We start from the raw sequence: 26,031 nt of genomic DNA, 5'->3' as shown, positions 1-26,031 counted from the left end.
TTAAATTACTTTAGTACTCTTTGCAAGACTTTTTGCTTTTCTTTCTGTCATCTCTATTTCTTTTAAAATTGTGTATCTCTCAGGTCTCAAATCTTGTGCAATAACTAACGCATCTATAATTTGATCCTCAGTTAGTCCAATTTGTTTTGCTGTAGTTGGTGCTCCTACATTTTTCAATGTTTTTATAATTTTTTTCCAATCTTGCCCCTGTAGTTTTGCAATCATTATAGAACCAATTCCACATTTTTCTCCATGTAATCCCTTTCCTGGTGCAATTTTATCTAAAGCATGCGAGAAAAGATGTTCAGCTCCTGAACACGGTCTACTGCTTCCTGCAATACATGAAGCAACCCCTGCACTAATCAATGCTTCAACAATTACCCTTGCATCTAATCCGTTTTTTGCATATTTGCTTGAATTATCTATTACCATCATAGCACTCATCATAGCTAATTCTGCTGAATAAGTTCCATAATATTCTCCAGTTTTTTGATGACCCAATTGCCAATCCTTGACTGCAATAATATTTGCTACTAAATCCCCACAACCACTGGCAAGCAATCTTGATGGTGCCTTTTTAATAATATCTATATCTACAAAAACTCCTAGTGGTGCAGTTGCAACAATAGAATGTGGTTTGTCACTTTTGACTGAAACAAAAGGACTTGATACTCCGTCATGTGATGCAGCAGTTGGTACACTAACAAATGGTATTCCTAAATTAAAAGAGATTAATTTTGCAGTATCAACAGAACGTCCACCGCCAATTCCTGCAATCATATCGCTATGATCTCTTTTTACATCTTTTTGGATTTTATTTAGAGTGCTAATTTGATTATCTTTTGATGTATGCCATACAAACTTGATTTTTTTTATTTTCAGCGATTTTTCAATTCTTTGTCTAAGAATTTTTTTAACATGAATTCCTGAAATCAGAGAAATTTTTTTTGGTTTTGTTAAATTATGTAAAAATTCTCCAAATTCATTGATATTTTTTTCGCCTACCACAATCTGTCTAGGTAATTCCATTGTATGCGATTTCATGCGATCTTGATTTTTTGTCATTATTTATGATTTCCAGAGATCAAAAAGTTATTTAAAAGGGTGAAATGCCATTTACTTTATCTTAATAGGTGTATTTTTTGTCAAATAATGTCGAAGAAAAAATTCTGCACGGGACTACCACTGTAGGTATACAAGCAAAGGATGGTGTAGTTTTGTGTGCAGATATGAGGGCTAGTGCAGGATATTTTATTGCAAACAATAACACCATGAAAATTCAAAAAATTGATGAGCATGCAGGATTGACACTTGCAGGTGGTGTTGCAGACGCACAAAACATTGTTGATATTTTACGTTATCATTCTAATCTTCATAGAGTTGAAAAACATGGACCAATTTCAATTCATTCACTTGCAAGACTTTGCTCATTGATCTTCCATCAAAATAGGGGTTATCCATTTATGGCCGATATTTTGGTTGGTGGTTTTGATGCAGAAGGCCCTGCATTGTTTAACATCGATATGTTTGGTTCAGTTGAAAAAAAATCATATGTCACAACTGGTAGCGGTTCACCAGTAGCTTATGGTTTACTTGAGGAAGAATACAAAGAAGATCTTACAGTTGACGAAGCAAAAAAAATTGCTTTAAGAGCTGTAAAAGCCGCAATAGTTAGAAACATTGGTACAGGCGATGGAATTAACATCGCAATAATGGATAAAGATGGATTCCGTCTTTTGACTGAAGAACAAAAGAAAGCAGTCATTGAGCTTTAGTGATTTAATGCAAAGAAAACAACAACAAAAAGAATTACCTCCTAGCAGCCAGAATATAATGGCCACCATACTGCAAAGTATACCCAAAGAAGCAAATGTTACAAAAATTGAATACGAAGGACCTAGAATTGCACTTTATACAAACTCTCCTCGTTATCTGATGGAAAATAATCAAACAATTTCAAATCTTGTAAGTGTTATCAAAAAACGAATTGTAGTTAGAACTGATGAATCAATTAGGAAACCTGAAGACGAAGCTAGGAAAATTATTGGAGGACTGGTACCTGATGATGCAAAATTACAAGCCACACTATTTGATACTGCGACTGGAGAAGTCTCAATTGAGGCAAAACGACCATGGCTGTTGCAGAGAAATGCAAAGGAATTCAATCATGCTGAAGTAACTGAGAAGACAGGCTGGAAAATACGTATAAGAAAGGCTACTACTATACCATCTCGTACTATTCAAACAATTAATGCAACTCTCAAACAAGCTTCTGCTGAAAGAAGTAAGCAACTAAAGCAAGTTGGAGATGAAATTTTCAGACCGAGACTAACTCAAAGAACAGAAGTTTCACTTTATACTCTTGGTGGATTTGGTCAAGTTGGCCGTTCTTCATTATTATTATCTACTCCTGAAAGTAAGATACTCATTGATTGTGGAATAAATCCTGGAGCCCGTTCCCCAATGGATGCATTTCCTAGACTAGACTCTTTGAATATAACACTAGATGAACTTGATGCAGTAGTTATTGGTCATGCACATTTGGATCATACTGGATTTTTACCTACACTGTGTAAATATGGATACAAGGGACCAATCTACTGTACTGAACCAACATTACCTATGATGAATCTAATTCAATTAGATGCAATCAAAGTTGCTGCCGCCCAAGGAAGAACCCCAATCTATTCTGAACGTGATGTAAAACAGATCATGAGACAGACAATTACTTTACCATATGGAACTGTAACTGATATTTCTCCTGACATTAAATTAGTTCTTGCAAATGCAGGTCATATTCTTGGTTCTGCGTTATGTCATTTCCATATTGGAAATGGTGATCACAACTTTGTTTATTCTGGTGATATTAAATTTGGAAAAAGTATATTGTTTGAAGCTGCTAGTTGGAATTTCCCAAGAGTTGAAACTCTACTCATAGAAAGTACCTATGGTCTTAAAGAAGACATTCAACCAAGCAGACAAGAAGTAGAATCTGCATTCATTAACGCAGTAAATAATACTCTTGCAGATGGCGGTAAAGTTCTAATTCCAATTCCAGCAGTTGGCCGTGCACAAGAAATCATGATGGTAATCGATCATTACATGAAATCTGGAGAGATGATTGAGGCTCCAGTATTTACTGAAGGAATGATTTCAGAGGCATCAGCAATTCATGAATCATATCCTGAATACCTTGCGCGTGAACTCAAGCAAAAAATTCTAGAAACTGATGATAATCCGTTTGATTCTGAATATTTCACAAATATTGAGCATGCAGATGCTAGAGAAGAACCTATGAGAGAAAATTCACCCTGCATAATTTTAGCAACATCAGGAATGTTGGAAGGTGGACCTGTCTTAGAATACTTCAAAAATATTGCGCCTGATAAAAAGAGTAAGGTATTGTTTGTGTCTTATCAAGTAAATGGAACTTTGGGAAGAAGAGTCCTTGATGGATCAAAACAGGCAACAATGTTGGGAAAAGAAGGCAAAGTTGAAGTTGTAACGATCAATTGCGGTGTAGAAAAATTAGATGGATTTAGTGGACACAGCGACTACAACCAACTAATGTCGTTTGTACAAAGACTAAGGCCAAAACTACGAAGAGTTTTGGTTAATCATGGTGAAAGAAAGAAATCAGAAAATCTTGCTATGAATATTAGAAGAATGCACAGAGTTCCTGCCCATTATCCTCAAATTCAAGAAGCAATAAAATTATTTTAGATCGTATTCTGGTTTCCAGATCTTTATGTTAGATGGAGCGACAATAATTCTTTCTTCTCCCAACCTTGCAATATCTGCACCAGCACTTTTTGCAATAGAATACAATTCTTCAACAACCTTTCTAAGCTGATCCACATCTTTTTGAGCTAGTGGTGTTACTCTTAGAATCAAAATCATATCTTTTTTGATATCTTCTTGAATCGAATGAACATCACTGATATCTCTAATTGTGATAGCCTTTAGAAATGTCGTATTTTCTTGTTTTTGCATTCTAACTAAAAATGCAATCTACTCCCTCAAAAACTCTTCCTTAGTTTTGACTAATTTTTTAAAAAATTCACGCCTAAATTCTAAATTTAATGTAATCTTCTTCTTCTATACTTTCAGCCTTAATTTCTTCAGTGGTATCTCCGCTTTTTATTGAAACAATCTCTAATTGATTTTTTGGAGCGTCTGAATATCTTAATGTAACAGATGATGCAAATTTTGTATGTTCTTTTGCAGTTTTACCCCGTAGAATCGATGTTGGCCCAACATGTTCTTTTGCTTCAAGCAAAATATCATCTCGTAATGCAATTGCTTTGATCATTTCATTTTCATCTTTATTTCTCCCAACAACTAATTTTGTTTCCTCATCTAATCTAAAATGTCTTCCAATTTTTAACAAATCAATATCATTAATTGTTGGAGTCTCTACATGTGAAAAAAGATCTTTAGCTTTAATTCCAAACTGTGGTTCAGTTAATAAACACCCCCCACCTGCATTCGGTGGATTCTCAATTCCATATTTTTTTGCCATGTCTAATTGATTTCTTCTAGTTCTACCTCTAATCATCCCTAAGTTTTCTCTTTTGATCAAACCTTCTTTTTCAGGAATTGTTTCAGGTAATAGTGCAGCAGATAACGGTCTTACAATTTTTCCTACAAGATCTGATTCCTTTTCTATAGTTCGTAATGCTGGTCCATGTTGACTCATTGGACGTTGGCCTAACACTTCTCCTGACACGATAAACTCTGCACCAATCTCTTCCATGTGTTTTTTTGCAGCATCAAACATCATGGCTCTACAATCAATACATGGATTGAATCCTGCACCAATTCCATGCTTTGGATTCTTTAGCATCTCGATATATTCATCACCTAGATACACTGTCTTTAAATTCACATTAAGATCGTCTGCTCTTTCTCTAATCTCAAAACCGCATCCTCTTCCACAATCAAAGTCACAAAATGGAGTCTTTATTGCAACTGCAGAAACATCAAATCCTTGTTCTTGCATCATTCTAACAGCAAGTTGACTGTCTAGTCCTCCTGACAATAATGCAACCACTTTTTTCTTCTCTTTTTCTTCAGTCACAGCGTTCTAGACTGAATTTCCATATACAAACTTTGCATCATACATAAATTGAGAAACGAGTGTTTTTTGTGTGTGAAACAACGTAGAAAGAATCTACTAAAGCATGCTCAAAAGATCGGTTGTGATACTTTGGTCACTTTTGAGCCTGAAAACCTCTTTTACATGACTGGATTTTGGGGTGAGGCAATAGGCTTACTGGAAAAAAATGGAAAAACAACCATAATTGCCCCAGAACTTGAGGTGGGAAGAGCCAAAGATGAATCTGAAGACTGTGATGTTATTACAGCAGAACGAGGAACTGGTCTTGTATCTTCACTTGTAAATAAAATAAAGAAAAACCGTGTTTGTACTGATTGCCAAAATTATTCCGTTATGACCTCATTGAAAAAATCTATCCCAAAAATAAAATCCTCCACAGAGCCATTTTACAATTCTCGTATCATCAAAGATGACAATGAAATCAAGGTTCTCAAAAAAGCATCTAAAATCATAGATGAAATGTTCGAAATATGCTTAAAAAAGATCAAAGTAGGTCAAAAAGAGTCAGAATTGCAAACAATTTTGATGACTTATGCCATGGAACAACAAATGTTTGATACTGGATACAAATCTACTCTTAATCCCTTGATTATTGCAGGAGGACCAAATGGAGCTTTACCTCATGCTCAAGTAACACAAAGAAAATTCAAAAAAGGTGATCTTGTTGTAACTGATCTTACATTAAGATATAAGGGATATGTTTCTGATGCGACTAGAACATTTGCAATAGGAAAAATTTCACCTCAAGCAAATGAAGCATATGAAATCGTTAAAGAATCTCAAAAACTTGGACTCAAAGCTGTTAAACCAAATGTAAATTGTAAAGACGTTGATTTTGCATGCAGAAAATACATTGATGACAAAAACTATGGTCAATACTTTATTCATTCAACTGGACATGGAATTGGATTAGAAGTGCATGAGCTTCCAACTGTTTCATACAAAAGTGAAACAAAACTTAAAGAAAACATGGCAATTACAGTAGAACCTGGAATCTATATTGAAAATAAATTTGGAATTAGAATCGAAGATTCTTTGATTGTTAAGAAAAATCCTATTGTTATGCACAAATTTACTAAAGATTTAGTCACAATTTGAGCCTAAGAAAATGTAACGACATCAATTACATGTTTTGATTCAGGATTGTTTGGTGTAATTGTATTAGTTTCAACATTAACATTCCAATCAAAATTCATTTCTCCCTTGTATGATTTAAAATTCAAAATTACATTATATTCATCTAAATTTACATTTATTGCAGACAAATCAAGAACAGTCTTCTTGTGTCTATAGATATTTTCATCTGGATACTCTTCATCTATTTGATTTTTTATCACTTCTTTTACTGAGAGCTTAGATTCTACTCCAGCATTATAATTTAGCAAAGTATCTAGAACCATTTGCTCTTCTCCTGATAATTCTGGTAGACTGTTTTCAAAATTCTTCTCTGATAATACACTCTGAGCTGAAATTACAATTAATGCAACGGCTGCAAGATAAAATGGTGCTCTTTTTTTGAGAAATGCTTGTAAGCCTGATTTCTTTGGTTTCTCTTCTTCTTTCTTTTTTTTGTCTTTGGCCATTTTCTTTTCCTAATTTTCTAGTGTTTTGCTGTTAAAATTAAAACTTCCCAAGGAAATTGAATTATTCCATTCTTTTTTGTGTAGGGCTTTGTGTTTTCTTTTACCATCTCTTTGAGCTCTTTTTTTTGAGATCTATCCAATGAATTTAGTTTTTCTTTTATTGGCTTTGCCACATATCTGAGATAATTACCCCAGTATTGTTCAAAGGTACCTGGGCTATGTGGAAAGTTGTAATCTTTTACTGTTATTTTTCTAAAACCTGCTTTCTTTATCTCATCTCTGAGTGATTTTTTTGTACCAAACCTATCAAAATCAGGAGTTCCAGGTGGAACATAATTTGGGATAAATTGTGTTACAGCCTCAAAAATACTATCAAAATATGGAACTCTATTAGGATGCCCATGTACAGATATTCCTAATTTGCCTGATTCCTTGAGGCTATTTTTCATATTTTTTAGAGCCTTTTGGGCATTTGGGAAAAAAAACAATGCATATTGACATGTAATAATATCAAATTTCTCTTTAAATGAAAAATTTTCAGCATCAGTATTTACAAATAAAATATTTGAAGACTTTTTATTCCATTTTTTTGCAACTTTAATTGCAGTAGTTGATGTATCTGCACCAACCACAAATCCTAATTTTCCTACTTTTTGATTTAATAATTTTGTAACAACACCTGTTCCACTTGCAACATCAAGAATACGATCTCCTTTCTTCACATCAATTAATTCAACTAATTTTTTTGTACTTTGAAATGGTCCTTTTTTAGATGTTGCCCATCTTTTGTGATACCTTGGTGCAACTTCATTCCAAACTGACATATTTTGTTTTTTATAATCAAAATGTTTTACTTTCAATTTTCTTTAAACTCTTCTAGATCTGATTTTAATGTTCTTCCTGTCTCATGAAAATATTTATGCTCTATCTCTTTTAGCTTTTTAGTTAGTTCGAAATTATCTGTATGTTTCTTTTTTTGTTTGTTTGAAATTTCTTTGTATTGTGAAATCAGTTTTTTTAATTCAGAATTTTTCATTTTATTTTCTTTTCAATTTCTTTTCTAATTAATTTTACAATCTTCTCTTTTTTCTTCCATCCTGATGTTATTGTTTTTTGATTATCTACAATTATGATTTGATTGTTGTTTGGATTCTTTTGATACTTTGTTCCAATATCATTTGCAATAATTAGATCGGCATCAGATTCTTTTAATTTTGTTTTAGCTGATTTGATTAGAGCACTTTTTGATAGATTAATTTCTGCCTTGAATCCAACTAGCATGGTATTTTTTTGGATTTTTTTTACTTGATCAATTATTTTTGGTGCTTTTTTGAGCCTGATTGTAAGTGATTTTTTGTTGCTCTTTATCTTTGATTTTGATGTATTTTCAGGAGTATAATCTGATACAGCTGCTGCCATTATCACAATATCGTATTTTTTCTTCAGTTCTTTTTTTGTAGCATCAAGCATCTCTTTGTTTGTTGCAACATTGATTACTTTGGCACCTCTTGGTGGGTTTTCATTTCCTGGACCATAAATTAAAGTGATTTTGGCTCCAGCTGAAATTAATTCTGAAGCTAATGACACTCCTGTTTTCCCAGAACTAAGATTTGTTATCACTCTAACTGGATCAATGTATTCTATTGTTGGTCCTGCAGTCATTAGCACTTTTTTATTTTGTAATGTAGATGAGAAACCAAATTTCTTTAGTACAAATTCTAAAATATCTTCAGGTTCTGGTGCCTTTGCTTTTCCTTCAATCATTTTAGGCTTAAGAAATTGGATCTTATTTTTTAGAAACTCAATATTCTTTTTTACTGCTAAATTGTTATACATTGATTCGTGCATTGCTAAACACATCAAAATTGGAATCTTTGAGCCAAATCCAACTGTTAGAACTGTTGAAATCGGCGTATCATCAATACCATTTGCAAGTTTACCCAAGGTATTTGCAGTTGCAGGATAGACAATTACTAAATCTGATTGATTATAATCAGCTAATTTTATGTGCTCTAATTTACCAGTAAGTTTTGTAATTACATTGTTTCCTGTAGCCCATTTGAAATAATCTGGTTGAATCAGCTTTGTTGCTGCACCACTAGCTACACATGTTACATTTGCGCCGTGTCTCATGAGCAACCTTGCTAGCTCTATTGCTTTGTATGCTGCAACACTACCTGCAACACATAATACAATTTTCTTACCTGTCAACTCTACACCGTGAGATGATACAATATCTAATGACGGGTGGTCATTTACTTTCTTTTTAACTACCAATTTGTTCACGCAATTTTTTCAATTCATCAGGATTCATTGAAAACCAATTTTCTTCTGCAGGAAATGTACCTGATTCTACATCACTCTTGTAATCTTCAAGTGATTTTACAATATCCTCGGATAGATTCATGTATCTTTTTGCAAATTTTGGTTTTATCTTGTCATACATTCCAAGCAAATCTTGAACAACTAGTACCTGCCCATCACAATTTGCTCCAGATCCAATTCCAATCGTAGGAATGCTTACAGTTTCAGAAATAATTTGTGCAACTTCATGGCTAACCATCTCTAATGCTATGCTAAACACTCCTGCCTCTTCTATCTCCTTTGCATCTTGAATTAATTTTATTGCTGTATCTTTTGTTCTTCCTTGCACTTTGTAACCTTCTGAAAGCATTGTAGTTTGGGGTTGTAATCCAATATGTCCCATTACAGGAATTCCAACATCAACAATAGCACTAATTGTTTCAGCCATTATTGAACCACCTTCAAGTTTGACTGCATCAGCTCCTGCTTTGACTAGTTTGCCTGAATTGTTAATTGCATCTTCGATACTTGCTTGATATGACATAAATGGCAAATCAGCTACAAGTAATGCGTTATTTCTTGCTCTACTAACTGCTTCAGTAAACATACACATTTGATCCATTGTTACAGGGATTGTGTTTTCATAACCAAGCATTACCATCCCTGCACTATCCCCAACTAACAATACATCAATTCCAGCTTTGTCACATAATGATGCTAAAGTGTAATCATAACCTGTAATTACTGATACTTTCTTTTTCTCTTTTTTCATATTTATGATATCTTGTACTGATTTATGCAATTCGTGCTCTCCTTGTAAGATTATTTTTAATTTGAATTACATTCTCTGTTAGATTTTTTTTATTATCAAAATTTGTAATTATTTTTTCAAGACTTTTTTCTTTCTTTTTTGCCAATCTTTTAGATTCTGCAATTAGCAATTCTATTGCTCGTGTTACATTGTCTACAATTGTAATGTTGGCAGTTTGTGAAGTTCTTGAAAGTGGATTTAGATCAAATGTAATTACTGTTTTTCCTGCATTTCTAAGTGCCATAGTTCTATCTCCGTCCTCTAAAGGAACAACTACAACATCAGCTACAAAAATTCCATTTTTATCTACTACCCTTCTAGCAGAATCAATTCCTGGTAGTCTTGTTGAATTTGCAGAATTTGTACCAAGAATCTCCTTTGCTCCATTTTTCTTTAGTGTTTTGATGATGGCTTGCTTTCTCTTCTCATTTGAATAAAATAGATTTACCTCAAGTTTTGCCTTGATTTGTTTTGATAATTTGATGACCTCCTTTGGGCACAGGGCTGCAATATTTCCATTAATTGAGATTACTGGTCTTTGAGCCTGGAGAAGTTGTGCTGCTGCTGCCTTTATGGCATGTTTTGCGGCCTTGGTTGTTTTCTCACCAAGCAAATAATCAAACGCTTCTCCTCTACCTTGTGCCAAAAGACCTTCTTTTGCAACTAGGCCCTTGTCAAAACCGCTAACTAACTTTTCACGAATTAAAAGTGACTTTGCTCTTGGATGCGATTTTGGAATTAAAGTCATGAAAACTCAATTAATTATTAAGAACTCTTGCTCCAATATCATCTAATTCTGATTTTATTATTACTCCATCAGAATATTCTTGTAAAATTTCTAAAACTTTATTTTCATCTTTTTGTGGAATCATTGAAAAAACTGTCTCACCAAAAAGTGCAATTCCACATTTGATATTGTTTTGAGTTAATTCATCAACTATTTTTTGCATTCTAGGTGTCATTACATCTACATATTCTGCAAATTCTAAAGACATATCTTGAAAATGTTCATAATCTTTTGATTCTAGTAATCTGTTAACCATTTTTCCGCCTAGACCATTAATTTGAGATAATCTCTCTTTGATGAATTTGTTTGTTGATATTGGTGAAAAGCAAATCATAATGATTGAAATTTTTTCTGTAGAAATTTTTTTAACTGTTCCAATTCCTGGTGCACCTGGCTTTACACGAATTTCAAATCCTCCATGAAATGATGCTAAGACATCACCTAATCCAGTTTTACAATTAACTTCTGCATTATGCGCAATTTTTCCAATTGTGTTTTTATCTAACTTTGTATCAAGAGCTTGATCTAATGCAAATGATAATGATAATGCAACAGCACTGCTAGAACCTAGACCGTATCCTACTGGAATTGAAATCTCATGTTCAATATTAAAAAACTTGTCTTCAAAATTTCCAGTTTTTAGAAATTCATTTAGTACAAATTCTGAAACGTCTGTCTTATCAGATTGATAACCTTTTGTTGTAATTCTAAAGTTTGAATTATGATTATTTTTCTCATCAATCTTTACTCTAGTTGTAACTCCTTGTTTTATTGAGAAACCTGCTCCCATTGAGCCTAGATTTTCTAAATCTTTTTGCTTATTATCTAAATGAGCCTTGAAGAAACCTGTAATGTGTGCAGGACAAAATGCTACTCCCTCCATGATCTGAGTTTAAATTTTGCATAAAATATAAGAATATGGCTTAAATTAATTAAATTAGTATAAATTGACTAAATTCATTCGACGCCTGCAAAGAATAGGAAGTAGCATTCTGGTATCACTTCCAAAAGAATGGGTAGATGCAAACAAACTAGACAAAAGTAGTCAAGTCGAACTTGATACTGGTCAAGATAGCATTTCAATTTCTGCAAATAGAGAGACGCGTCCTACAAAAGAACTTGTAATCTCTTATCCACTTCCAAAAGAAGAAAATATTGTAGCTGACATTACAGGTGCTTATCTGTTAGGGTATGACATTATTGAAATCACTTCTGATTCTACTATTCCAGGTGAAGATAGAGAAAAGATCCGTAATTCTATGAGACGACTTGTTGGAATGGAAATAATTGAAGAAGATGCATCACACATAAACATGCAATTTCTTTTAGATGCTACAACACTTAATCCTGAAAAAATTCTCAAACGTATGAGTTCAATTGCTCTTGGAATGTATGATGATGCATCAAAGGGATTAATTTCTGATGATAAATCAAACTTGCAAACATTATCAAAACGTGATGCAGAAGTAAATAGACAATATTTCTTACTAGTTAGATTAATTCGCAGTACTCTTGTTGACAAGAGATTAGCTAATGCATTTAATCTAGAAAACATTGATGTTCTTGATTATCGGGTTGCAGCAAATCTACTTGAGAATGCTGGTGACTCAATTGTAGAGCTCTCTGATTTTATTTATAACTCCTCATTATCAAAAGAACAATCCAAAAAGATCTATGATGTTGTAAAAGACTTTAGTAAATTAGCAGAAAAATCAATTGATGCATTTACAAAGCCAGATAGGCTTTTAGCAATAGAAGCAATATCATTACATAAAAAATTTGAAGAAAAACTTGGTAAACTCAGAACTACATTAGGAAATAAAAAAGAGATTCCAATAGATTTTCTTGATATGGTCTTTATGTTTGAAAGAATAACTCAATCTTGGGCTGATGTGGCAGATCTCGTTCAACCAATCTATAATGAATAATTAGTATAGTTTCTTTTTTGCAGCATATGTCAAAACTGCACATATTGTTTTTGAGTCCTGAATCTTTCCAGTTTTTATCATATTGAGTAATTTTTTCATATCTATTTTTACTACTGATAGAATCTCATCATCATCAAGTCTCAAATCAGCAATTTTCTTCAATCCTGAGGCTACAAAGCAGTGAATTACCTCTGAATTGTACCCAATTGATGGATAGTATGTGATTAGAGGCGTCATCTTCTTTGCTCTATATCCTGTCTCTTCTTCTAATTCTCTGAATGCACATTTGATGGGTTTTTCTCTTTTTTCCAATGTTCCTGCAGGAATCTCTAGAACATATCCATGTGGGAATCTATGTTGCTTTACAAGAATAACTTTCTTGTCTTCATCAAAAGCAAGCATAGCTGCAGCTCCTCTATGCTCTATCATTTCTCGTTTAACTTTTCTTCCTTCTATTTTTCCATCATAAACACTAAGACCTAAAATTTTTCCTTCATAGATCTTTTTCTTCTTCATATATTTTCATCAAAGTGTTATTATTTAATTTGTTTGATATGTGAGGTGTAGTTTGGGGGATTTTTTAGACTCTTTAATTGCTCTTTGAATCCAATTTGTGTAAAACAAAATCTTTTTTGGAATAAACAAGTCTGTAGATTTTACATTTTTTATGGTTCTGACTTTTTGTGTTAATTCGTCCATTTTAAAAATACTATTGCTGTACATAAATAAGACAATTTGATTTTTTGCAATAAAAGGAATTTGTAAATATGATTCTGAAAAATTATTATTTAGATTTTCCAAAGTTTCTTTCAAATCTCCATTAATCCAAGTAAGTACTGCATGGGGAATAAATTCCTCAATCTTTGTAGGATCATAAATTAAAGTGAATTGAATTCCATCATTGTCATGTAATTTTTCTAGACATCTTGTTATTGTTTTAGTTGACAGATCTGTTTTCTTTGCAAGTTGTTCACTTTTTTGTCTTGGATCTTTTATCAATTCTCCTAAAATTTCTAAATCTGTTTTTGTTAGATTGGAATTAAATCCTGGATTTTCTGCCTCAAAAATTGATAAAACTCTAATATCTTTCATTAATTTTTTTGCAAGCTCAATTTTTTGCTCCAAATCTTCTTTAATCACAATACTACATACTGTAATTCCACCAACACATGGAACTACCAAAAATGGTTCGCCAACTAGACTGACCTGCTCTAAAATTTCTTGAATATTTTCCCCTGATACTACAAAATACAGTATACCATTGCCTAAAATTGGAGGCTCTACTTTGATAAAGAATTTTTCAATAACTCCTTTTTCTTCCATCTTTTTTATTCTGACACGTACTGCACCTCCAGAAATTCCTAATTCCTTTCCTATCTGCCTGTCCGATTCTCTGCAATTGTTAAGTAATTTGCTCAAAATTTTCATATCTAAATTGTCCATTATGTTATCTCCAATGTTATTCTGCAATTCATTAATAACCAATATCATATAAAATTGTCTATACTGTTAGCACTAGATATCATATACATTAAATATTAGACTATTTTATTGGAACCGTGGAATATCGATTAAGACTAGCAAAAAGAATGTTGTTTAACAAAAAGGGGAGTTTGATTGGTGCTGTTTTAGCTGTTACAATTGGAATTTTAGTAATTCATGTAAATTTTGTAATTTTTCAGGGATTGTTTGATGCAATTGTTAGAGACATTAGCGATTACAGAAATGGTGATGTACTTGTAACTGATGAAGCAGACTATATCGATAAATCAGATTTGTCTATTGTAAATTGGTTTGAAAGAATTCCATATGTTGAAGCAGCGACACCGCGGCTTTCATCAACTGCCGAAATGAATATGACAAAAAATGGAAAATTAATTGAAGAAACACGAATCCCCATAGTTGGAATTGATCCATTTAGAGATGTTAGAGCGTCAACTGTACATGAAACTATTTCAGAAGGAAACTATGTTTTTTCAAGAAACTCTATTGTGTTAGGTTCTAATGTTGCAAGAGATCTTGGTGGAGCTCAAGTTGGTGACAGTGTTAAAGTTCTGGTAGTTGATAGATGGGGTGAAGATCAAATTCGAAGATTTACCGTTTCAGGAATTGCAAAGTCACCTGGTGGTCAGGGCTTTGATTATACTGCAGTTGTTCATATTGATACTTTACGTGATATGATGAATCGACAAGGTGATACAGGTTCTTTTATGGTAAAACTAAATGATCCTACAAAAGCATTTGAAGTAAAAGAATTTTTCCTGCGTTCATTTCCTAATGATGATTTTAGAGCTGAAACAATAGAGGAATCAGCTGAAGAACAACTTGCTGGATTCAGATCTGGTATTGCAATGATCAACATGATTGGTTATTTTGGGATGATGTCTTCGGCTTTTGCGATTGTAACAATTCAGATGATGCTAGTAAATGGAAAAACTCGTGAGATTGGTGTAATGAGATCTATTGGAGCTAAAAGAAAAGATATTCTAGTCATCTTTATTTTCCAAGGAATGATTATTGGAGCAATTGGTGCTTGTGTAGGAACTGCTGCAGGATTGGGCTATACATTTTATGCTGATGTTACAAAGATGTCATTTAACAATAGTTTGCCACTTGAAGTTAGCTACAACTGGGAAAAGATTATTCAAACAGCCTTGACTTCGTTTATTTTGGCAATTATTGCGTCACTCTATCCGTCGTATAGGGCAACTAAGCTATTACCTGTGGAGGCGATGAGAACTGTCTAAGGTATTAGAGATTAGTAATTTGACAAAAATCTACGGAGAAGGTGAAAATAAAGTCAAGGCACTTGATAATGCAACTCTTTCAGTTCAACAAGGTGAAATTGTTTTAATTGTTGGAAGTTCTGGTTCGGGAAAATCTACATTGCTTAACATGATTGGTTTACTTGATCGTCCTACAACTGGAAAGATCCTAATTGATGGAGTCGATACTACTACTCTTAATGATGATAAGATTTCTTCATTTAGAAATAAAAAATTAGGATTTATCTTTCAATTCTCAAATTTGCTTTCTGATCTAACCGTTTTGGAAAATGTATTGCTTCCAAGACAAATTGGAGGAACAAATGTTACTGCTGAAAAAGATGCAAAAGATCTACTAAAAGCAGTTGGCCTTGAGGATCAGATCTATAAACGAGCAAACAAAATTTCAGGCGGTCAAGCTCAAAGAGCAGCTATTGCACGAGGATTAATCAATAAACCCTCAATTGTTTTGGCAGATGAGCCAACAGGAAACTTGGACTCTGTTACATCTGACACAATAGTACAATTGATGAAATCTATGGCAAAAAAACTTAATCAAACATTTGTGATTGTAACACACGATCGTCAACACTTTGGTGATGTAGACAAAGTCATTACAATAAAAGATGGTAAGGCCTTTGAAGGCGATATGCCATCTGAAATGGAGGTTTTAGTATAATGAATCATAAACCATTCTTCTTGTTATTTGCAATTTTGATGGTACCACTTTTTGTAGGAAATTCTTTTGCCCAAATCCAATCTGGTGGCTTTGGAGATTCACCTTTTGAGCGAGATTTTGGTGATGTCAAATTCCTAGATGCATACTTTGGTACACTAAATCAGAAAATAGAAGTTGAGGCTGGAGATAGTAATGTTCCATTTACTGTTGTATTTGCAAATGTTGGAACTCAAGATATTACAGGAATTAAAGGACAATTGTCATTGCCTTTTGGATTTTCTGCATCTGATGGGCCAGGTTCAATAATTAGAGCTGACAGCGATTCAAATTCATTGGCAGGTGAAAACTTTCATCTTACATTCTTTGTAAATATCGATAAGAATGTGAATATTCAACAATATCCTGGAACAGTAAAAGTTGATTATTCAAGATTAAGAGAATCAGGTGTTAGAACGGCATTTGAAGATTTTTCGTTTAAGGTAACTGGTGATAGTGTGATCAATGTGAAAGCATTAGATCCATTCCTTACATCTTTGCGAACAAACAACGTAATAATTGAAATTTCAAATGATGGAACTGCTCCGTTATCTAGTGTTGATATTGTTGCATCAAATACACAAACAGAACGTGCATCGACTACAGCCTCTACTACTAATGTGGAAAATGTTGTGATCTTGGAATCAAATTGGGATGTCGGAAACATTGATCCAAAATCTGCTAGACATCTTACTGCAACAGTGTACGTGCCAGAAGGACTAAAAGGTGATACATTGAGAATCCCTCTGTCTATTTCATATTATAATGCTCATGGTGATCAACATGTAATTTCAAAAATTGTTGATTTTTACATTAAAGGATTGATTGATCTTACTATTTTCAATGTTGATGTAATTGAATTGTCTGGAACACAAATGATTATTGGAGAAATTATTAATGAAGGCAATGAAGATGGCTTGTTTGGTTTTGTATCTGTTGAGCCTCGTGGTGATTCTAACATCAAATCAAACACTCAATTCATAGACGAGATTGAAGTTGATGCACCCGTACCATTTAACATTCCAATTGAATTTGATGGCGAGCCAAAATACGGGGAACATGACATTACAATTACCGTTAGATACAAGGATGGCATTAGAGATGAACTCTTTGTTACTAAAGATACAACAATCTTTGTAAATGAGCCTACAAATAATGGCGAATCAGGTCCAGACTCTACAATGATTATTATTCCTATAGCAATTGCAATTGGTGTGGGAATCTACATAATGCGCAGGCGTAAGAAATCAGCAAACGAGGCCAGCGATTAAATTTTTAATAATTATCTGGAGAATTAAGGTCAATTCAAAATGAGATCAAGTATTGTTGCTATCATTGCAGCTTTGGCAATAGGTGGTATTGTTGCAATTTCAGGTTTTGTGACAAATCAAGAGATCATGGAGATTCCTGAAATATCTAATCAATATGACAAATTAGAAAAATACAAAAATGAATTAGAAAAAATTAATCAATACAATTTACAAGTATTAGAAGATCTGGAGAATCAAATAAAAAATTCTGATAATGAGCAGATAGGGCAAATTAATAAAGAAATTGAAGTTGTAAAGCGAGTAATTAATGACAACAAAGCAGAACTTGAACAAGTTATTCAAAAATTAGCTGAAATGAAACCTAGTCCATAATCTGAAAATCAGTTCAAAACTTATATCATAATTATATTATATTAAATTGGGAATCGGTATGACAAAGGGAATATTTTTATTTCTAGTTGGTAGTATTGTAGGATTTATTACGACTCCGTTATTGTAATTTTTCTAAATTCATATAGTGATCATCAACATTATCAATATTGGAAACTCACAGAAAGCTCACAATAATTGGAGTTGTCTTGTTGGCTCTGACATTTTTGATTAATAATTATCATCAAGAAAATCATCCTGGAGTTGGATTCAATTATGCGTACATTCCTGGAATTGGAATGCTCATAGCATTTGGAATTAGTTTTATAATTTTTACAAAAGATAGGCTCAAAGATTAGTTAAAATTTTTATGGATATGCAACAGATTCTATAAGAATTGAATCTAATTCAGAAATTTTTATTCTAGTTTGTTCCATAGAATCTCTTTTTCTAATTGTGACTGTATCGTCATCTAACGTTTGATGATCAACTGTGACTGCAAATGGAGCTCCGATCTCATCTAGCCTTCGATATCTTCTACCGATTGCTCCTGAGTGATCTAGAAATGCATCAAATTTTCTTTTTACGGATAGGTAAATCTCATCTGTTTTCTCTTTTAATCCATCTTTTTTCACTAATGATAAAATTCCTACATGTATTGGTGAAAGATATGGCTTTAGTGATAAAACCACTCTTTCATGTTCTTTATCATCTTTTAACGAATGTTCTAATATTGTGTAAAGACTTCTATCAATACCCATTGAAATTTCGAATACATGTGGTAAGACTTTATCATCATTATCCATAACTTCAAATTTTTCCTTACTTTTATTTGCGTGACTGGATAAATCATAATCTGATCTATAATTACATGCAACTAATTCTAACCATCCTATTGTTGTTTCGACCTCAAAGTCAAAAGCAACTTCAGCATAGAATGCTTTTTCTTTATCTCCTAATTTTCTGAATCTACTTTTTGATATATCAATTCCAGTTTTTTCATAAAATTCAGTCAGTATTCCTAAATAATATGCCACAAATTTGTTGGGGATGATTCCCGAATCAATTGCATCTTTACATGTCATAGCAACTGGTTTTGAATCTGTTTGGATTCTGATTATCGTATCTTGAATTTCTGTAAATTTTTTGACCTCTTCTAGTTTAGAAGGATTACAAAATACTTCAATTTCTGCCTGATAAAATTCTCTTAATCGTAAAAGACTTTGTCTTGGAGCAATTTCATTCCTAAAACTTTTACCAACTTGTGCAATTCCTAGTGGAAGTTTTCCTCTCATAGTTTTGTATAATCTAGGAAAATCAACAAAGATTGATTGACACGTCTCTGGCCTGAGATATGCTTCTTCCTCTTCAGGCCCAATTCCTACTTTAAACATCATATTGAAATTTTTTGTCTTTTCAAAATTTCCTTTACATTTTGGACATTTTATATTATTTTGATTAATTGCATTATCGAATTCTTCCAAATTTGCACTTTCAGGTATTTCAATTTGAGTAATTTCTGCAATAGTTCTATCAGCTCTAAATGTGGAATTGCATTTTGTACATTTTATTATTGGATCGGCAAAATTTCCTAAATGCCCTGAAGCTTCAAAAACTGATTTTGACATTATCTGAGAACCATCAATCTCAAGCATTCCATCTCTTCTGATCAATTCTCGTCTCCACAACTCTAAAAATTTATTTTTCAAACCAACACCTGTTGGCCCGTATTCCCAAAACCCAGCTTGTGCATCGGCATAAACCTCACAACTAGGAAAATAAAATCCACGTTCAAGTGCTAATTTCATCACTGTTTCATAGTCCATATCTAGTCACTAAACCCATTGAATAAATTTCTACGCAAATTCTTTTGCCTTTCTAATATTCTCAAAATCATCTCTATCATCATCTATGGGAGTTTCTAAAACAATTGGAATTTTTTTCTTATTTGCAAACTTTACAATAGCTGAAATTCCTTTCTCACCAATTCCTCCTAATCCTAAGTGATAATGTCTATCGAGGTTACATCCAATGTCTCCTTTTGCATCGTTTAAATGAAGAATTTTTAAATTATCTATTCCTACATATTTATCAAATTCTACAAAAGTCTTTTTGACTGCTTGTTCAGTTCTCAAATCATATCCTGAAACAAATGCATGGCATGAATCTAAACATACCCCAAATTTTTTTTTAGGTTTCAACTTTTTGAATATCTCGCCGAGTTGTTTGAAATCTGAACCAACAGAATTCTTTTGTCCAGCTGTATTTTCTAACAAAATCATTACATCATTGTTTGTTTTTCCTGCCATTGTTAATCCCTCAACCAATCTCTTTATTCCAGCTTCTTCACCTGTTCCCAAATGACTACCAAGATGTGTCACCAAGTATGGAATTCCTAATTGTGCACATCTGTTAACCTCATCTATCAGAATTTTTACTGATTTTTTAAACCCATCATCTTTTGGAGTAGCTAAATTTGGTAAATATGGCATATGTGCACAAGTTGCAAATCTATCAATTTTACTTTCTTTTAATTTTGATTTGAATTTAGTAACATCCTCTTTAGTAAGATCTTTTGCATTCCATCCGCGTGGATTTCTAGTAAAGATTTGAAAGGCAGAACACTCTCTCTCAATTGCATTATCTATTGCTTTGTCAATTGAACCTGAAATTGATACATGACAGCCAATTTGCATACTTTTCCATTTTTTTCAAACATAATTTAAACCAGCATAAAAATACTGAAACCAGATTTTTAAGTAAACTAAACAAATTACTATTATGCTTGCATTAGGACAAGATGAAATTGCGAAATATCCCTTTTTAGCTGATGCTGGCCAATATCTTAAGGATAAGGGATTTACTCTGGAACAGTTTGGGACTGATCCAGATCTAAAAGAACTGATAGACAAGGCATATGAGAGAATTCGAGTTGCAGCAGATGGAAAAATCTACAAATCTGATCTTATTGAGGATCAAGTTTCAAAAGAGGCTGCACTTCCAAGAGAGGTTTTCTCGTTCCTCTTAGCCATAGTTTTGTTAAAACTCAGTGGCATGCATACTCTAATCAAGAGATTTTCACTTGCCGAAGCAAGAAGGGCTGAAAAATATCTTGAGAAAGATTTGGCAAATATTTCTGATGAATCAAAAAAGCAATTGGCAATTAAAATAATCGATGATTTATTTTCTGTTCAAATAGAAAAATTAGATGATTATTTTATAATTCCAGTATCAGACTATCTAAAACATTCAATAAATTTTCATGAAAGAGAATGGAAATTAATCAATAGACATATAGAAAATGGACAAGTATTTCTTACTCCTCATGAAACAGTTAGATTAATCAGAAAAGAGTTAGGTACATACATTAATTCAAAAATAGTAAATGCAAAAGCACCTACAATGATACCTGGTTTTGAAGATTCTGTAAACAAACTTGTTATGCTATCAAAAAAATTCTCAACTTTTACAGTAACCACTGGAGAATATCCACCTTGCATCAAACATGCAATTGATGTGCTTGAAAAAGGTGAAAATCTTCCTCATTCTGGCAGATTCATGTTAGCAACTTTCCTTCTTTCAAAAGGGCAATCGATTCAACAAATTGCACCATTGTTCAAAAATGCACCTGACTATAATGAGCGTGTTACTCTCTACCAACTTAATCATCTATCTGGAACTTCAGGTAGTGGAACCCAATATTCTTGTCCTTCATGTGAAAAATTAAAAACGCAAAGTCTTTGTTTTGCAACATCGGAGTGTGATAACATAATTTCTCCATTACAATTTGGAAAGAAGAGAAAATAATGAATGAAATTGACATAAAATTTTTAGAAAACGTGTTCAAAAAATATTATTTTGAACATTTTGATCTAATTCGAGTACCTGAACGAACATCAGAAAGAGAATTTGGTTATCAAAAATTTAATTCTGGAATGACACGTCATATTTCAGTTAAAGATGACAAAGAACTACATTTGTTACTAATGCAAAACATCCCATCTGATGTATACTGTTCAAATGCATATTATACATTTCCAAACTTACCCATGAATGAAAAAGATTGGAAAGAGGCTGATCTTATTTTTGATATTGATGCAAAGGATCTAAATTTATCCTGTAGAGTAAACCATACAATTTCAATTTGTAATGTATGTAATGAAATTTCAAACAATTCTGAAAAATGTTTAAAATGTAATTCTACAAAATTAGAAAAAAAATCTTTACCCTGCAAGAATTGTATAGATTCTTCAAAAACCGAAGTTTTGAAACTAACTGAAATTTTAATAAATGATTTTTCAATAAATAAGGATGACATTCATGTATATTTCTCTGGTAATGAAGGATTTCATATCTATGTATATAATTCACAACTTCAACAAATTGGCTCTAGAGAAAGATCTGAGCTTGTAGATTATGTCATGTTTAACGGTGCAATCCCTGAAAAGTTTGGAATGAAAAAATTTAAGCCTAATAGAAACTCTTTTCCAGATTTTGGTGGATCTGGATGGAGAGGCAGATTTTCCAAATATGTATTTGGTTCAAAATCAAAGAGATCAAAAATTATTTCAGAATTAATTTCAAATGGATATTCATCATTTCAAAAAACTTTAGATGATGTTTCTAAAAATATTGGTACAAAAATTGATCCTAATGTTACAATGGATATACACAGAATCTTTCGTTTACCTGGTTCCATTAATAGTAAAAGTGGTCTTACAAAAATATATTGCAAAGACTTGAAAAAATTTGATGCATATGCTGATTCATCCTTTCTTAGTGAAGATATTGTAGAAGTGCTAGCAAATTGTCCAATTGAGTTTAAATTAAAAAATAAAAGATTTGGACCATACAATAATGAAAAAGTAAGTGTACCAACGTTTACTGCCGTCTATATGATTTGCAAAAAACTAGCTACAATTGCTTGATTTTACTGGTAAGACATTAATTTACCGAGTCACAACAAAATTTGATTTTGTATAGCGCCTCTACTGATAAGCAGACACCTCCACCAGATGCTGGAAAGTATATCCGATTAGGCATCATTGCAATAATTGGTATAGTAATTTTTGCCATAGTAGGTAATCAAGCAGTTATTTTATCGATGAATTTCACCGAATTTGGCGATCAATTTACAAAACCTCTCTATTACACATTGGTATCTACCATAATTTTATCTGCAATAGCATTAGTTCGTATAAATATTTCAGGCAGATCTTCGATTTTTTGGTATGCCATTAATACTGCCATTGGATTTTTAGGCAAAAGTGGACAACAACCAATATCTAATGTAGTCCCAAGTTTTAGAGATTACAAATTAAACTCATCACAATTTGTAATATGGCAAATTACCAAAATCTTCCTTTTTGGTGCATTCTTTGCAAATATAATGTTTGGATTTGCTGCAATGTCCTTTATTGATGGAAATTATCTTGGAATAGAAAATCTACCAAAATTATTTTCATTACCGTTTGTTACTCCTGACACTGATCCAAACTATGCTGCAGAAAATGTTGTTCCTATGATACCTGCACTAGTAATTTTGATTCCTCCTATACTTGCAGCCATTGGATTGCGTTTAGTTTTGTATGTTGGACTCCATAGAATAATTAATGTAATTACTTCATTTCTTCAAGACTCTAATGAAGGAAAACCAAGATATCTAAATTATGTTTCAACTATTGAAGGAATAATCGGTATTGGAATTATTTGGGCAGGCTTTAATCTATTTTTCACTGATCAAATTGATTACAATACGAGATATGTTATTGGTGGAACGCTTGTAATTGGTTTTGCATTAATTGCATTTTCAATAGTTGATAGAATTAGGGCACGTGTTCTAACTCATATGTTTAAGCGAGATGTATACATTAGAATACTTACAATTATTGCAATTGCAATTATTGTTGCGGGAGTTGTTTCTGTAAATAATAGTATTGCAGATGCAAAGAAAATTGAATTTCTTGGACCTTACACTGCTCAACAAATTGGAGTTAATCGATATCTTGGAGAACTAAACAATGTTCAAGAAAACATTCATGATGTTAAGTTAACTTCTGTTTCTCCAAATAATATTAAAAATTATGTTTCACAAAACAGTGATATTCTTGATGTAATTCGAGTTTGGGACTGGGAGGCAGCTTTTGCCAAATTAAAGCCTGAAATTGGTCTTATTCCATATGTAGACTTTGAAGATAATGATATTCTTAGATTTAACAATACGTTGTATTGGACAGCTTCAATGAAACCTATCCTTCCAACATCTGTTAGCCTTGAAAATAGATGGTATAATGAGCATCTTGTATACACACATGTTCCAGAAGGATTCCTTACTTTGGAAGCTACTGATGGCCAAATTGTTGACAGTGGAAAATTTTTCAAACAAAGAGAAATTTATTATGGCGAAGGTGGATTATTTGAGCAAACGTGGTCTGGTTATCCAAATTCTAGAGGTTCTACTAGTGCAGAACTTGGTGGAGTATCCTATTCGGGACTAGGCGGATTGGATGTTTCACCTCCATTAAGTTGGATATTTGAGCCAAACTTTTTGCTTTCATTTCCAGCTGAATCTGTTCATATTATGAGATACAAAGATGTTCATGACCGAATGGAAATATTGTATCCTTATTTCCTCTATGATTTGTTTGGTAAAGAATTAGATTCACTTCCTGTAACTGATGGAGAAAATTCGTATTGGTTAATCCCATTAATTATTGGATTTGATACTAGAGATGTTCCATGGTCTGTTGGAAATCCATACTTGCGTTTGGTAGGCTATGCTTTAGTTGATTCTTACAATGGTGATATCCAATTACTAAAAACAGGAGATGATTTCTTTACAGAAATGTTTGCAAGTCAATATGCTGAACAATTCCAACCAATGCCAGCATGGTTAGAAGAACAAATTAGATATCCTGTTGAATTGTTTAATTGGAAAACTGAAATGTATAACATCTATCATGTAACCAATGTTGAAACTTTTATTCAAGCAAACGAATTTTATGAAATTCCTCGTGGTCTAGATACTTATTATGTTCAAGCAAAGCCCCCTGGATTTGATAAAACAGAATTCCTAGGATTACTGTCTCTAGAACTACGTGGCTCACAGGGTAGAAATCTTGCTGGATATATGGTAGTTGAGAATGATCTTACTAATTTAGGAAATTTGCAGTTCTATGAGGTTCCATTAAATTCTACAACTAAATTAATTGGTCCTACTGCGGTTAGAGAAGCGCTTGACAGAGATCCTGAATTTGCTCAATTAAAGACATTATTGAGAAATCCAAGAATTGGTGATAATATTTTGTATCGTGTAGGTGCCCATGATGTTTACTTTATTCCTGTTTATACTGCTGGTGCTGGTGGTGTAGTTGCACAATTAGGAACAATTGCAGCTGTTGGTGCTGCATTTAATGGTGAATATTTTGTTGGACTTGGTGATACTCAAGAAAAGGCATTTGAAGCATATTTGAAGAAGGTTTCAGGTGTTGCAGGAACTGTGACCGTTGCTGATGTTGATTATATTGAATTAGATAGAGATGATAGAATTGAAATCATCAAATCCGTATTTAGAGAAAATAAAATTACTGTTGCCGAACCAACATCTATACAAATTCCATTATCATTTAATGAAGGAGAGATATTCTTCTTTACTGAAAACGATCGTGAGGAAACTATAGAGTTCTTGTCACAATTCATTGATGACTTTGTAAAACCAATGAGTGATAGAGTATTCATGTGGCAAGAAGAAAATAATCTTAACATTGGAACAATATTTGTTAAAGATGGAATATCTGAAATCCATTATGTCTCAATTGAGGTAGGCAATTAATTGCTTCTAGTTGTTAATAATGGTTCTATTTACACAAAAAATCTAACAAACTTTCTTTTTCAGAAAAATATTTCATTTGAAATACAAACCCCAAATGCTTTTGATCTAGATTCATTATCTAATTATGATTCTTTTATTTTATCTGGAAGAAGAAAAAATGAAAAAAAGATTAATGAAATAAACTCTAAAATTGTAAATTATTCTATCAAAAATAATTCTAAATTACTTGGTATTTGCTATGGTGCAGAAATTTTGGCCCTGACCTTGGGTGGTACAATTAAAAAAAGTAATTCTTTTCAAAAAGGGAATGAAACTATAAAGATCTTTGAAAATGATCTAATCAAAGATGATTCATTATTAGTTTTTGAAAGCCATAATTTTGAGATCTCAAAATTACCTCAAGATTTAGTTTCTATTGGAGAATCAATTAATTGTAAGTATGAAATTATTAAACATGTAAACAAGCCTATTTTTGGAACTCAATTCCATCCTGAAATGAGTAACGATGGAAATAATTTAATTGAAAAATTTTGTATGCTCTGAATGAT

The 26,031-nt window shown here is 32.6% G+C and carries 27 protein-coding genes; 13 read left to right on the top strand and 14 right to left on the bottom strand.

Going from position 1 to position 26,031, the window contains the following annotated elements; genetic code table 11:
* On the bottom strand, nt 1–1,065 hold the full coding sequence (locus tag NPIRD3C_RS00900; protein WP_148702419.1) for a sn-glycerol-1-phosphate dehydrogenase: 1,065 nt from the start codon (nt 1,063–1,065) through the stop codon (nt 1–3).
* Nucleotides 1,066–1,142: 77 nt separating this feature from the next.
* On the opposite strand from NPIRD3C_RS00900, the gene psmB reads away from it, so the two are divergent.
* Both psmB and NPIRD3C_RS00890 read left to right on the top strand, forming a co-directional pair.
* Nucleotides 1,143–1,775: an archaeal proteasome endopeptidase complex subunit beta gene (psmB, locus tag NPIRD3C_RS00895; RefSeq protein ID WP_148702418.1), complete on the top strand. Its 633-nt coding sequence runs from the start codon at nt 1,143–1,145 to the stop codon at nt 1,773–1,775.
* A 7-nt stretch (nt 1,776–1,782) separates the two neighbouring features.
* Nucleotides 1,783–3,723 carry a beta-CASP ribonuclease aCPSF1 gene (locus NPIRD3C_RS00890; protein WP_148702417.1) on the top strand — a complete coding sequence of 647 codons (1,941 nt, stop codon included), beginning with the start codon at nt 1,783–1,785 and terminating at the stop codon, nt 3,721–3,723.
* Here NPIRD3C_RS00890 and sepF read toward each other — a convergent pair.
* Both sepF and NPIRD3C_RS00880 read right to left on the bottom strand, forming a co-directional pair.
* Nucleotides 3,715–3,993, bottom strand: coding sequence for a cell division protein SepF (gene sepF / locus NPIRD3C_RS00885; RefSeq protein WP_014964061.1), 279 nt, complete (start codon nt 3,991–3,993; stop codon nt 3,715–3,717). The two genes, NPIRD3C_RS00890 and sepF, sit on opposite strands and share 9 nt — an antisense overlap.
* Before the next feature lie 73 nt (nt 3,994–4,066).
* Nucleotides 4,067–5,080, bottom strand: coding sequence for a DUF814 domain-containing protein (locus NPIRD3C_RS00880; RefSeq protein ID WP_148702416.1), 1,014 nt, complete (start codon nt 5,078–5,080; stop codon nt 4,067–4,069).
* Nucleotides 5,081–5,152: 72 nt separating this feature from the next.
* On the opposite strand from NPIRD3C_RS00880, the gene NPIRD3C_RS00875 reads away from it, so the two are divergent.
* Entirely contained in the window at nt 5,153–6,217 is a 1,065-nt protein-coding gene (locus NPIRD3C_RS00875) for a M24 family metallopeptidase (protein WP_148702415.1), read from the top strand.
* 2 nt (nt 6,218–6,219) lie between these two features.
* Here NPIRD3C_RS00875 and NPIRD3C_RS00870 read toward each other — a convergent pair whose 3' ends face one another.
* Genes NPIRD3C_RS00870 through NPIRD3C_RS00840 form a run of 7 tightly spaced genes read right to left on the bottom strand, consistent with a single transcriptional unit; the run spans nt 6,220 to nt 11,487 of the window.
* A complete protein-coding gene (locus NPIRD3C_RS00870; RefSeq protein WP_148702414.1) occupies nt 6,220–6,702 on the bottom strand; it encodes a hypothetical protein in 483 nt (160 codons plus the stop codon).
* A 17-nt stretch (nt 6,703–6,719) separates the two neighbouring features.
* A complete protein-coding gene (locus NPIRD3C_RS00865; RefSeq protein WP_148702413.1) occupies nt 6,720–7,562 on the bottom strand; it encodes a methyltransferase domain-containing protein in 843 nt (280 codons plus the stop codon).
* Nucleotides 7,559–7,738: an RICH domain-containing protein gene (locus NPIRD3C_RS00860; protein ID WP_148702412.1), complete on the bottom strand. Its 180-nt coding sequence runs from the start codon at nt 7,736–7,738 to the stop codon at nt 7,559–7,561. Before NPIRD3C_RS00860 ends, NPIRD3C_RS00865 begins: the two co-directional genes overlap by 4 nt.
* Nucleotides 7,735–8,979, bottom strand: coding sequence for a bifunctional phosphopantothenoylcysteine decarboxylase/phosphopantothenate--cysteine ligase CoaBC (gene coaBC / locus NPIRD3C_RS00855; RefSeq protein WP_182126208.1), 1,245 nt, complete (start codon nt 8,977–8,979; stop codon nt 7,735–7,737). The genes NPIRD3C_RS00860 and coaBC overlap by 4 nt, the downstream gene beginning before the upstream one ends.
* Nucleotides 8,969–9,808, bottom strand: a complete 840-nt coding sequence (gene panB, locus NPIRD3C_RS00850) for a 3-methyl-2-oxobutanoate hydroxymethyltransferase (protein WP_148702410.1) — start codon at nt 9,806–9,808, stop codon at nt 8,969–8,971. Before panB ends, coaBC begins: the two co-directional genes overlap by 11 nt.
* On the bottom strand, nt 9,801–10,565 hold the full coding sequence (locus tag NPIRD3C_RS00845) for a 4-phosphopantoate--beta-alanine ligase (protein WP_148702409.1): 765 nt from the start codon (nt 10,563–10,565) through the stop codon (nt 9,801–9,803). Before NPIRD3C_RS00845 ends, panB begins: the two co-directional genes overlap by 8 nt.
* Nucleotides 10,566–10,575: 10 nt before the next feature.
* The gene (locus NPIRD3C_RS00840) at nt 10,576–11,487 is read right to left on the bottom strand and encodes a pantoate kinase (RefSeq protein ID WP_148702408.1); all 912 of its coding nucleotides are present in this window, start codon (nt 11,485–11,487) and stop codon (nt 10,576–10,578) included.
* Between the two features lie 64 nt (nt 11,488–11,551).
* On the opposite strand from NPIRD3C_RS00840, the gene NPIRD3C_RS00835 reads away from it, so the two are divergent.
* A complete protein-coding gene (locus NPIRD3C_RS00835; protein WP_148702407.1) occupies nt 11,552–12,532 on the top strand; it encodes a PhoU domain-containing protein in 981 nt (326 codons plus the stop codon).
* Here NPIRD3C_RS00835 and NPIRD3C_RS00830 read toward each other — a convergent pair whose 3' ends face one another.
* Complete coding sequence (locus NPIRD3C_RS00830; protein ID WP_148702406.1) at nt 12,533–13,048, bottom strand: NUDIX hydrolase; 516 nt, start codon at nt 13,046–13,048, stop codon at nt 12,533–12,535.
* A gap of 24 nt (nt 13,049–13,072) precedes the next feature.
* Complete coding sequence (locus NPIRD3C_RS00825; protein ID WP_148702405.1) at nt 13,073–13,975, bottom strand: winged helix-turn-helix transcriptional regulator; 903 nt, start codon at nt 13,973–13,975, stop codon at nt 13,073–13,075.
* Nucleotides 13,976–14,121: 146 nt separating this feature from the next.
* On the opposite strand from NPIRD3C_RS00825, the gene NPIRD3C_RS00820 reads away from it, so the two are divergent.
* From NPIRD3C_RS00820 to NPIRD3C_RS00800, 5 genes are all read left to right on the top strand, one after another.
* The gene (locus NPIRD3C_RS00820) at nt 14,122–15,279 is read left to right on the top strand and encodes an ABC transporter permease (RefSeq protein WP_148704072.1); all 1,158 of its coding nucleotides are present in this window, start codon (nt 14,122–14,124) and stop codon (nt 15,277–15,279) included.
* 19 nt (nt 15,280–15,298) lie between these two features.
* Nucleotides 15,299–15,976: an ABC transporter ATP-binding protein gene (locus NPIRD3C_RS00815; RefSeq protein ID WP_148702404.1), complete on the top strand. Its 678-nt coding sequence runs from the start codon at nt 15,299–15,301 to the stop codon at nt 15,974–15,976.
* Nucleotides 15,976–17,283 (top strand): COG1361 S-layer family protein, encoded by a 1,308-nt coding sequence (locus NPIRD3C_RS00810; protein WP_148702403.1) that lies wholly within the window; start codon nt 15,976–15,978, stop codon nt 17,281–17,283. Before NPIRD3C_RS00815 ends, NPIRD3C_RS00810 begins: the two co-directional genes overlap by 1 nt.
* A gap of 39 nt (nt 17,284–17,322) precedes the next feature.
* Complete coding sequence (locus NPIRD3C_RS00805) at nt 17,323–17,655, top strand: hypothetical protein (protein ID WP_148702402.1); 333 nt, start codon at nt 17,323–17,325, stop codon at nt 17,653–17,655.
* 167 nt (nt 17,656–17,822) lie between these two features.
* Entirely contained in the window at nt 17,823–18,011 is a 189-nt protein-coding gene (locus NPIRD3C_RS00800; RefSeq protein WP_148702401.1) for a hypothetical protein, read from the top strand.
* Nucleotides 18,012–18,020: 9 nt separating this feature from the next.
* On the opposite strand, the gene glyS is transcribed toward NPIRD3C_RS00800, so the two are convergent.
* Both glyS and NPIRD3C_RS00790 read right to left on the bottom strand, forming a co-directional pair.
* Nucleotides 18,021–19,478: a glycine--tRNA ligase gene (gene glyS, locus NPIRD3C_RS00795; RefSeq protein ID WP_148702400.1), complete on the bottom strand. Its 1,458-nt coding sequence runs from the start codon at nt 19,476–19,478 to the stop codon at nt 18,021–18,023.
* A 30-nt stretch (nt 19,479–19,508) separates the two neighbouring features.
* A complete protein-coding gene (locus NPIRD3C_RS00790) occupies nt 19,509–20,348 on the bottom strand; it encodes a deoxyribonuclease IV (protein ID WP_148702399.1) in 840 nt (279 codons plus the stop codon).
* A gap of 85 nt (nt 20,349–20,433) precedes the next feature.
* Here NPIRD3C_RS00790 and NPIRD3C_RS00785 point away from each other — a divergent pair, with 85 nt between their 5' ends.
* Genes NPIRD3C_RS00785 through NPIRD3C_RS00770 form a run of 4 tightly spaced genes read left to right on the top strand, consistent with a single transcriptional unit; the run spans nt 20,434 to nt 26,026 of the window.
* Nucleotides 20,434–21,459: a DNA primase gene (locus NPIRD3C_RS00785; RefSeq protein ID WP_148702398.1), complete on the top strand. Its 1,026-nt coding sequence runs from the start codon at nt 20,434–20,436 to the stop codon at nt 21,457–21,459.
* Nucleotides 21,459–22,580: a DNA primase small subunit domain-containing protein gene (locus tag NPIRD3C_RS00780; protein ID WP_148702397.1), complete on the top strand. Its 1,122-nt coding sequence runs from the start codon at nt 21,459–21,461 to the stop codon at nt 22,578–22,580. The genes NPIRD3C_RS00785 and NPIRD3C_RS00780 overlap by 1 nt, the downstream gene beginning before the upstream one ends.
* Nucleotides 22,581–22,627: 47 nt before the next feature.
* Nucleotides 22,628–25,483, top strand: a complete 2,856-nt coding sequence (locus tag NPIRD3C_RS00775; RefSeq protein ID WP_148702396.1) for a UPF0182 family protein — start codon at nt 22,628–22,630, stop codon at nt 25,481–25,483.
* Nucleotides 25,484–26,026 carry a glutamine amidotransferase-related protein gene (locus NPIRD3C_RS00770; RefSeq protein ID WP_148702395.1) on the top strand — a complete coding sequence of 181 codons (543 nt, stop codon included), beginning with the start codon at nt 25,484–25,486 and terminating at the stop codon, nt 26,024–26,026. It begins immediately after the preceding gene.
* The last annotated feature ends 5 nt before the right edge of the window (nt 26,027–26,031 follow it).

This window comes from Nitrosopumilus piranensis, from assembly GCF_000875775.1.
Lineage (GTDB): Archaea > Thermoproteota > Nitrososphaeria > Nitrososphaerales > Nitrosopumilaceae > Nitrosopumilus > Nitrosopumilus piranensis.
This window is presented reverse-complemented; position numbering and strand designations above follow the sequence as displayed.

Coding starts and splice junctions, on each gene's coding strand:
- NPIRD3C_RS00805 (WP_148702402.1), top strand. CDS start 17,323: ATGAGATCAAGTATTGTTGCTATCATTGCAGCTTTGGCAATAGGTGGT.
- NPIRD3C_RS00900 (WP_148702419.1), bottom strand. CDS start 1,065: ATGACAAAAAATCAAGATCGCATGAAATCGCATACAATGGAATTACCT.
- NPIRD3C_RS00845 (WP_148702409.1), bottom strand. CDS start 10,565: ATGACTTTAATTCCAAAATCGCATCCAAGAGCAAAGTCACTTTTAATT.
- NPIRD3C_RS00825 (WP_148702405.1), bottom strand. CDS start 13,975: ATGGACAATTTAGATATGAAAATTTTGAGCAAATTACTTAACAATTGC.
- NPIRD3C_RS00810 (WP_148702403.1), top strand. CDS start 15,976: ATGAATCATAAACCATTCTTCTTGTTATTTGCAATTTTGATGGTACCA.
- NPIRD3C_RS00840 (WP_148702408.1), bottom strand. CDS start 11,487: ATGGAGGGAGTAGCATTTTGTCCTGCACACATTACAGGTTTCTTCAAG.
- NPIRD3C_RS00830 (WP_148702406.1), bottom strand. CDS start 13,048: ATGAAGAAGAAAAAGATCTATGAAGGAAAAATTTTAGGTCTTAGTGTT.
- NPIRD3C_RS00785 (WP_148702398.1), top strand. CDS start 20,434: ATGCTTGCATTAGGACAAGATGAAATTGCGAAATATCCCTTTTTAGCT.
- NPIRD3C_RS00870 (WP_148702414.1), bottom strand. CDS start 6,702: ATGGCCAAAGACAAAAAAAAGAAAGAAGAAGAGAAACCAAAGAAATCA.
- sepF (WP_014964061.1), bottom strand. CDS start 3,993: ATGCAAAAACAAGAAAATACGACATTTCTAAAGGCTATCACAATTAGA.
- glyS (WP_148702400.1), bottom strand. CDS start 19,478: ATGGACTATGAAACAGTGATGAAATTAGCACTTGAACGTGGATTTTAT.
- NPIRD3C_RS00860 (WP_148702412.1), bottom strand. CDS start 7,738: ATGAAAAATTCTGAATTAAAAAAACTGATTTCACAATACAAAGAAATT.
- NPIRD3C_RS00780 (WP_148702397.1), top strand. CDS start 21,459: ATGAATGAAATTGACATAAAATTTTTAGAAAACGTGTTCAAAAAATAT.
- NPIRD3C_RS00820 (WP_148704072.1), top strand. CDS start 14,122: ATGTTGTTTAACAAAAAGGGGAGTTTGATTGGTGCTGTTTTAGCTGTT.
- NPIRD3C_RS00790 (WP_148702399.1), bottom strand. CDS start 20,348: ATGCAAATTGGCTGTCATGTATCAATTTCAGGTTCAATTGACAAAGCA.
- NPIRD3C_RS00890 (WP_148702417.1), top strand. CDS start 1,783: ATGCAAAGAAAACAACAACAAAAAGAATTACCTCCTAGCAGCCAGAAT.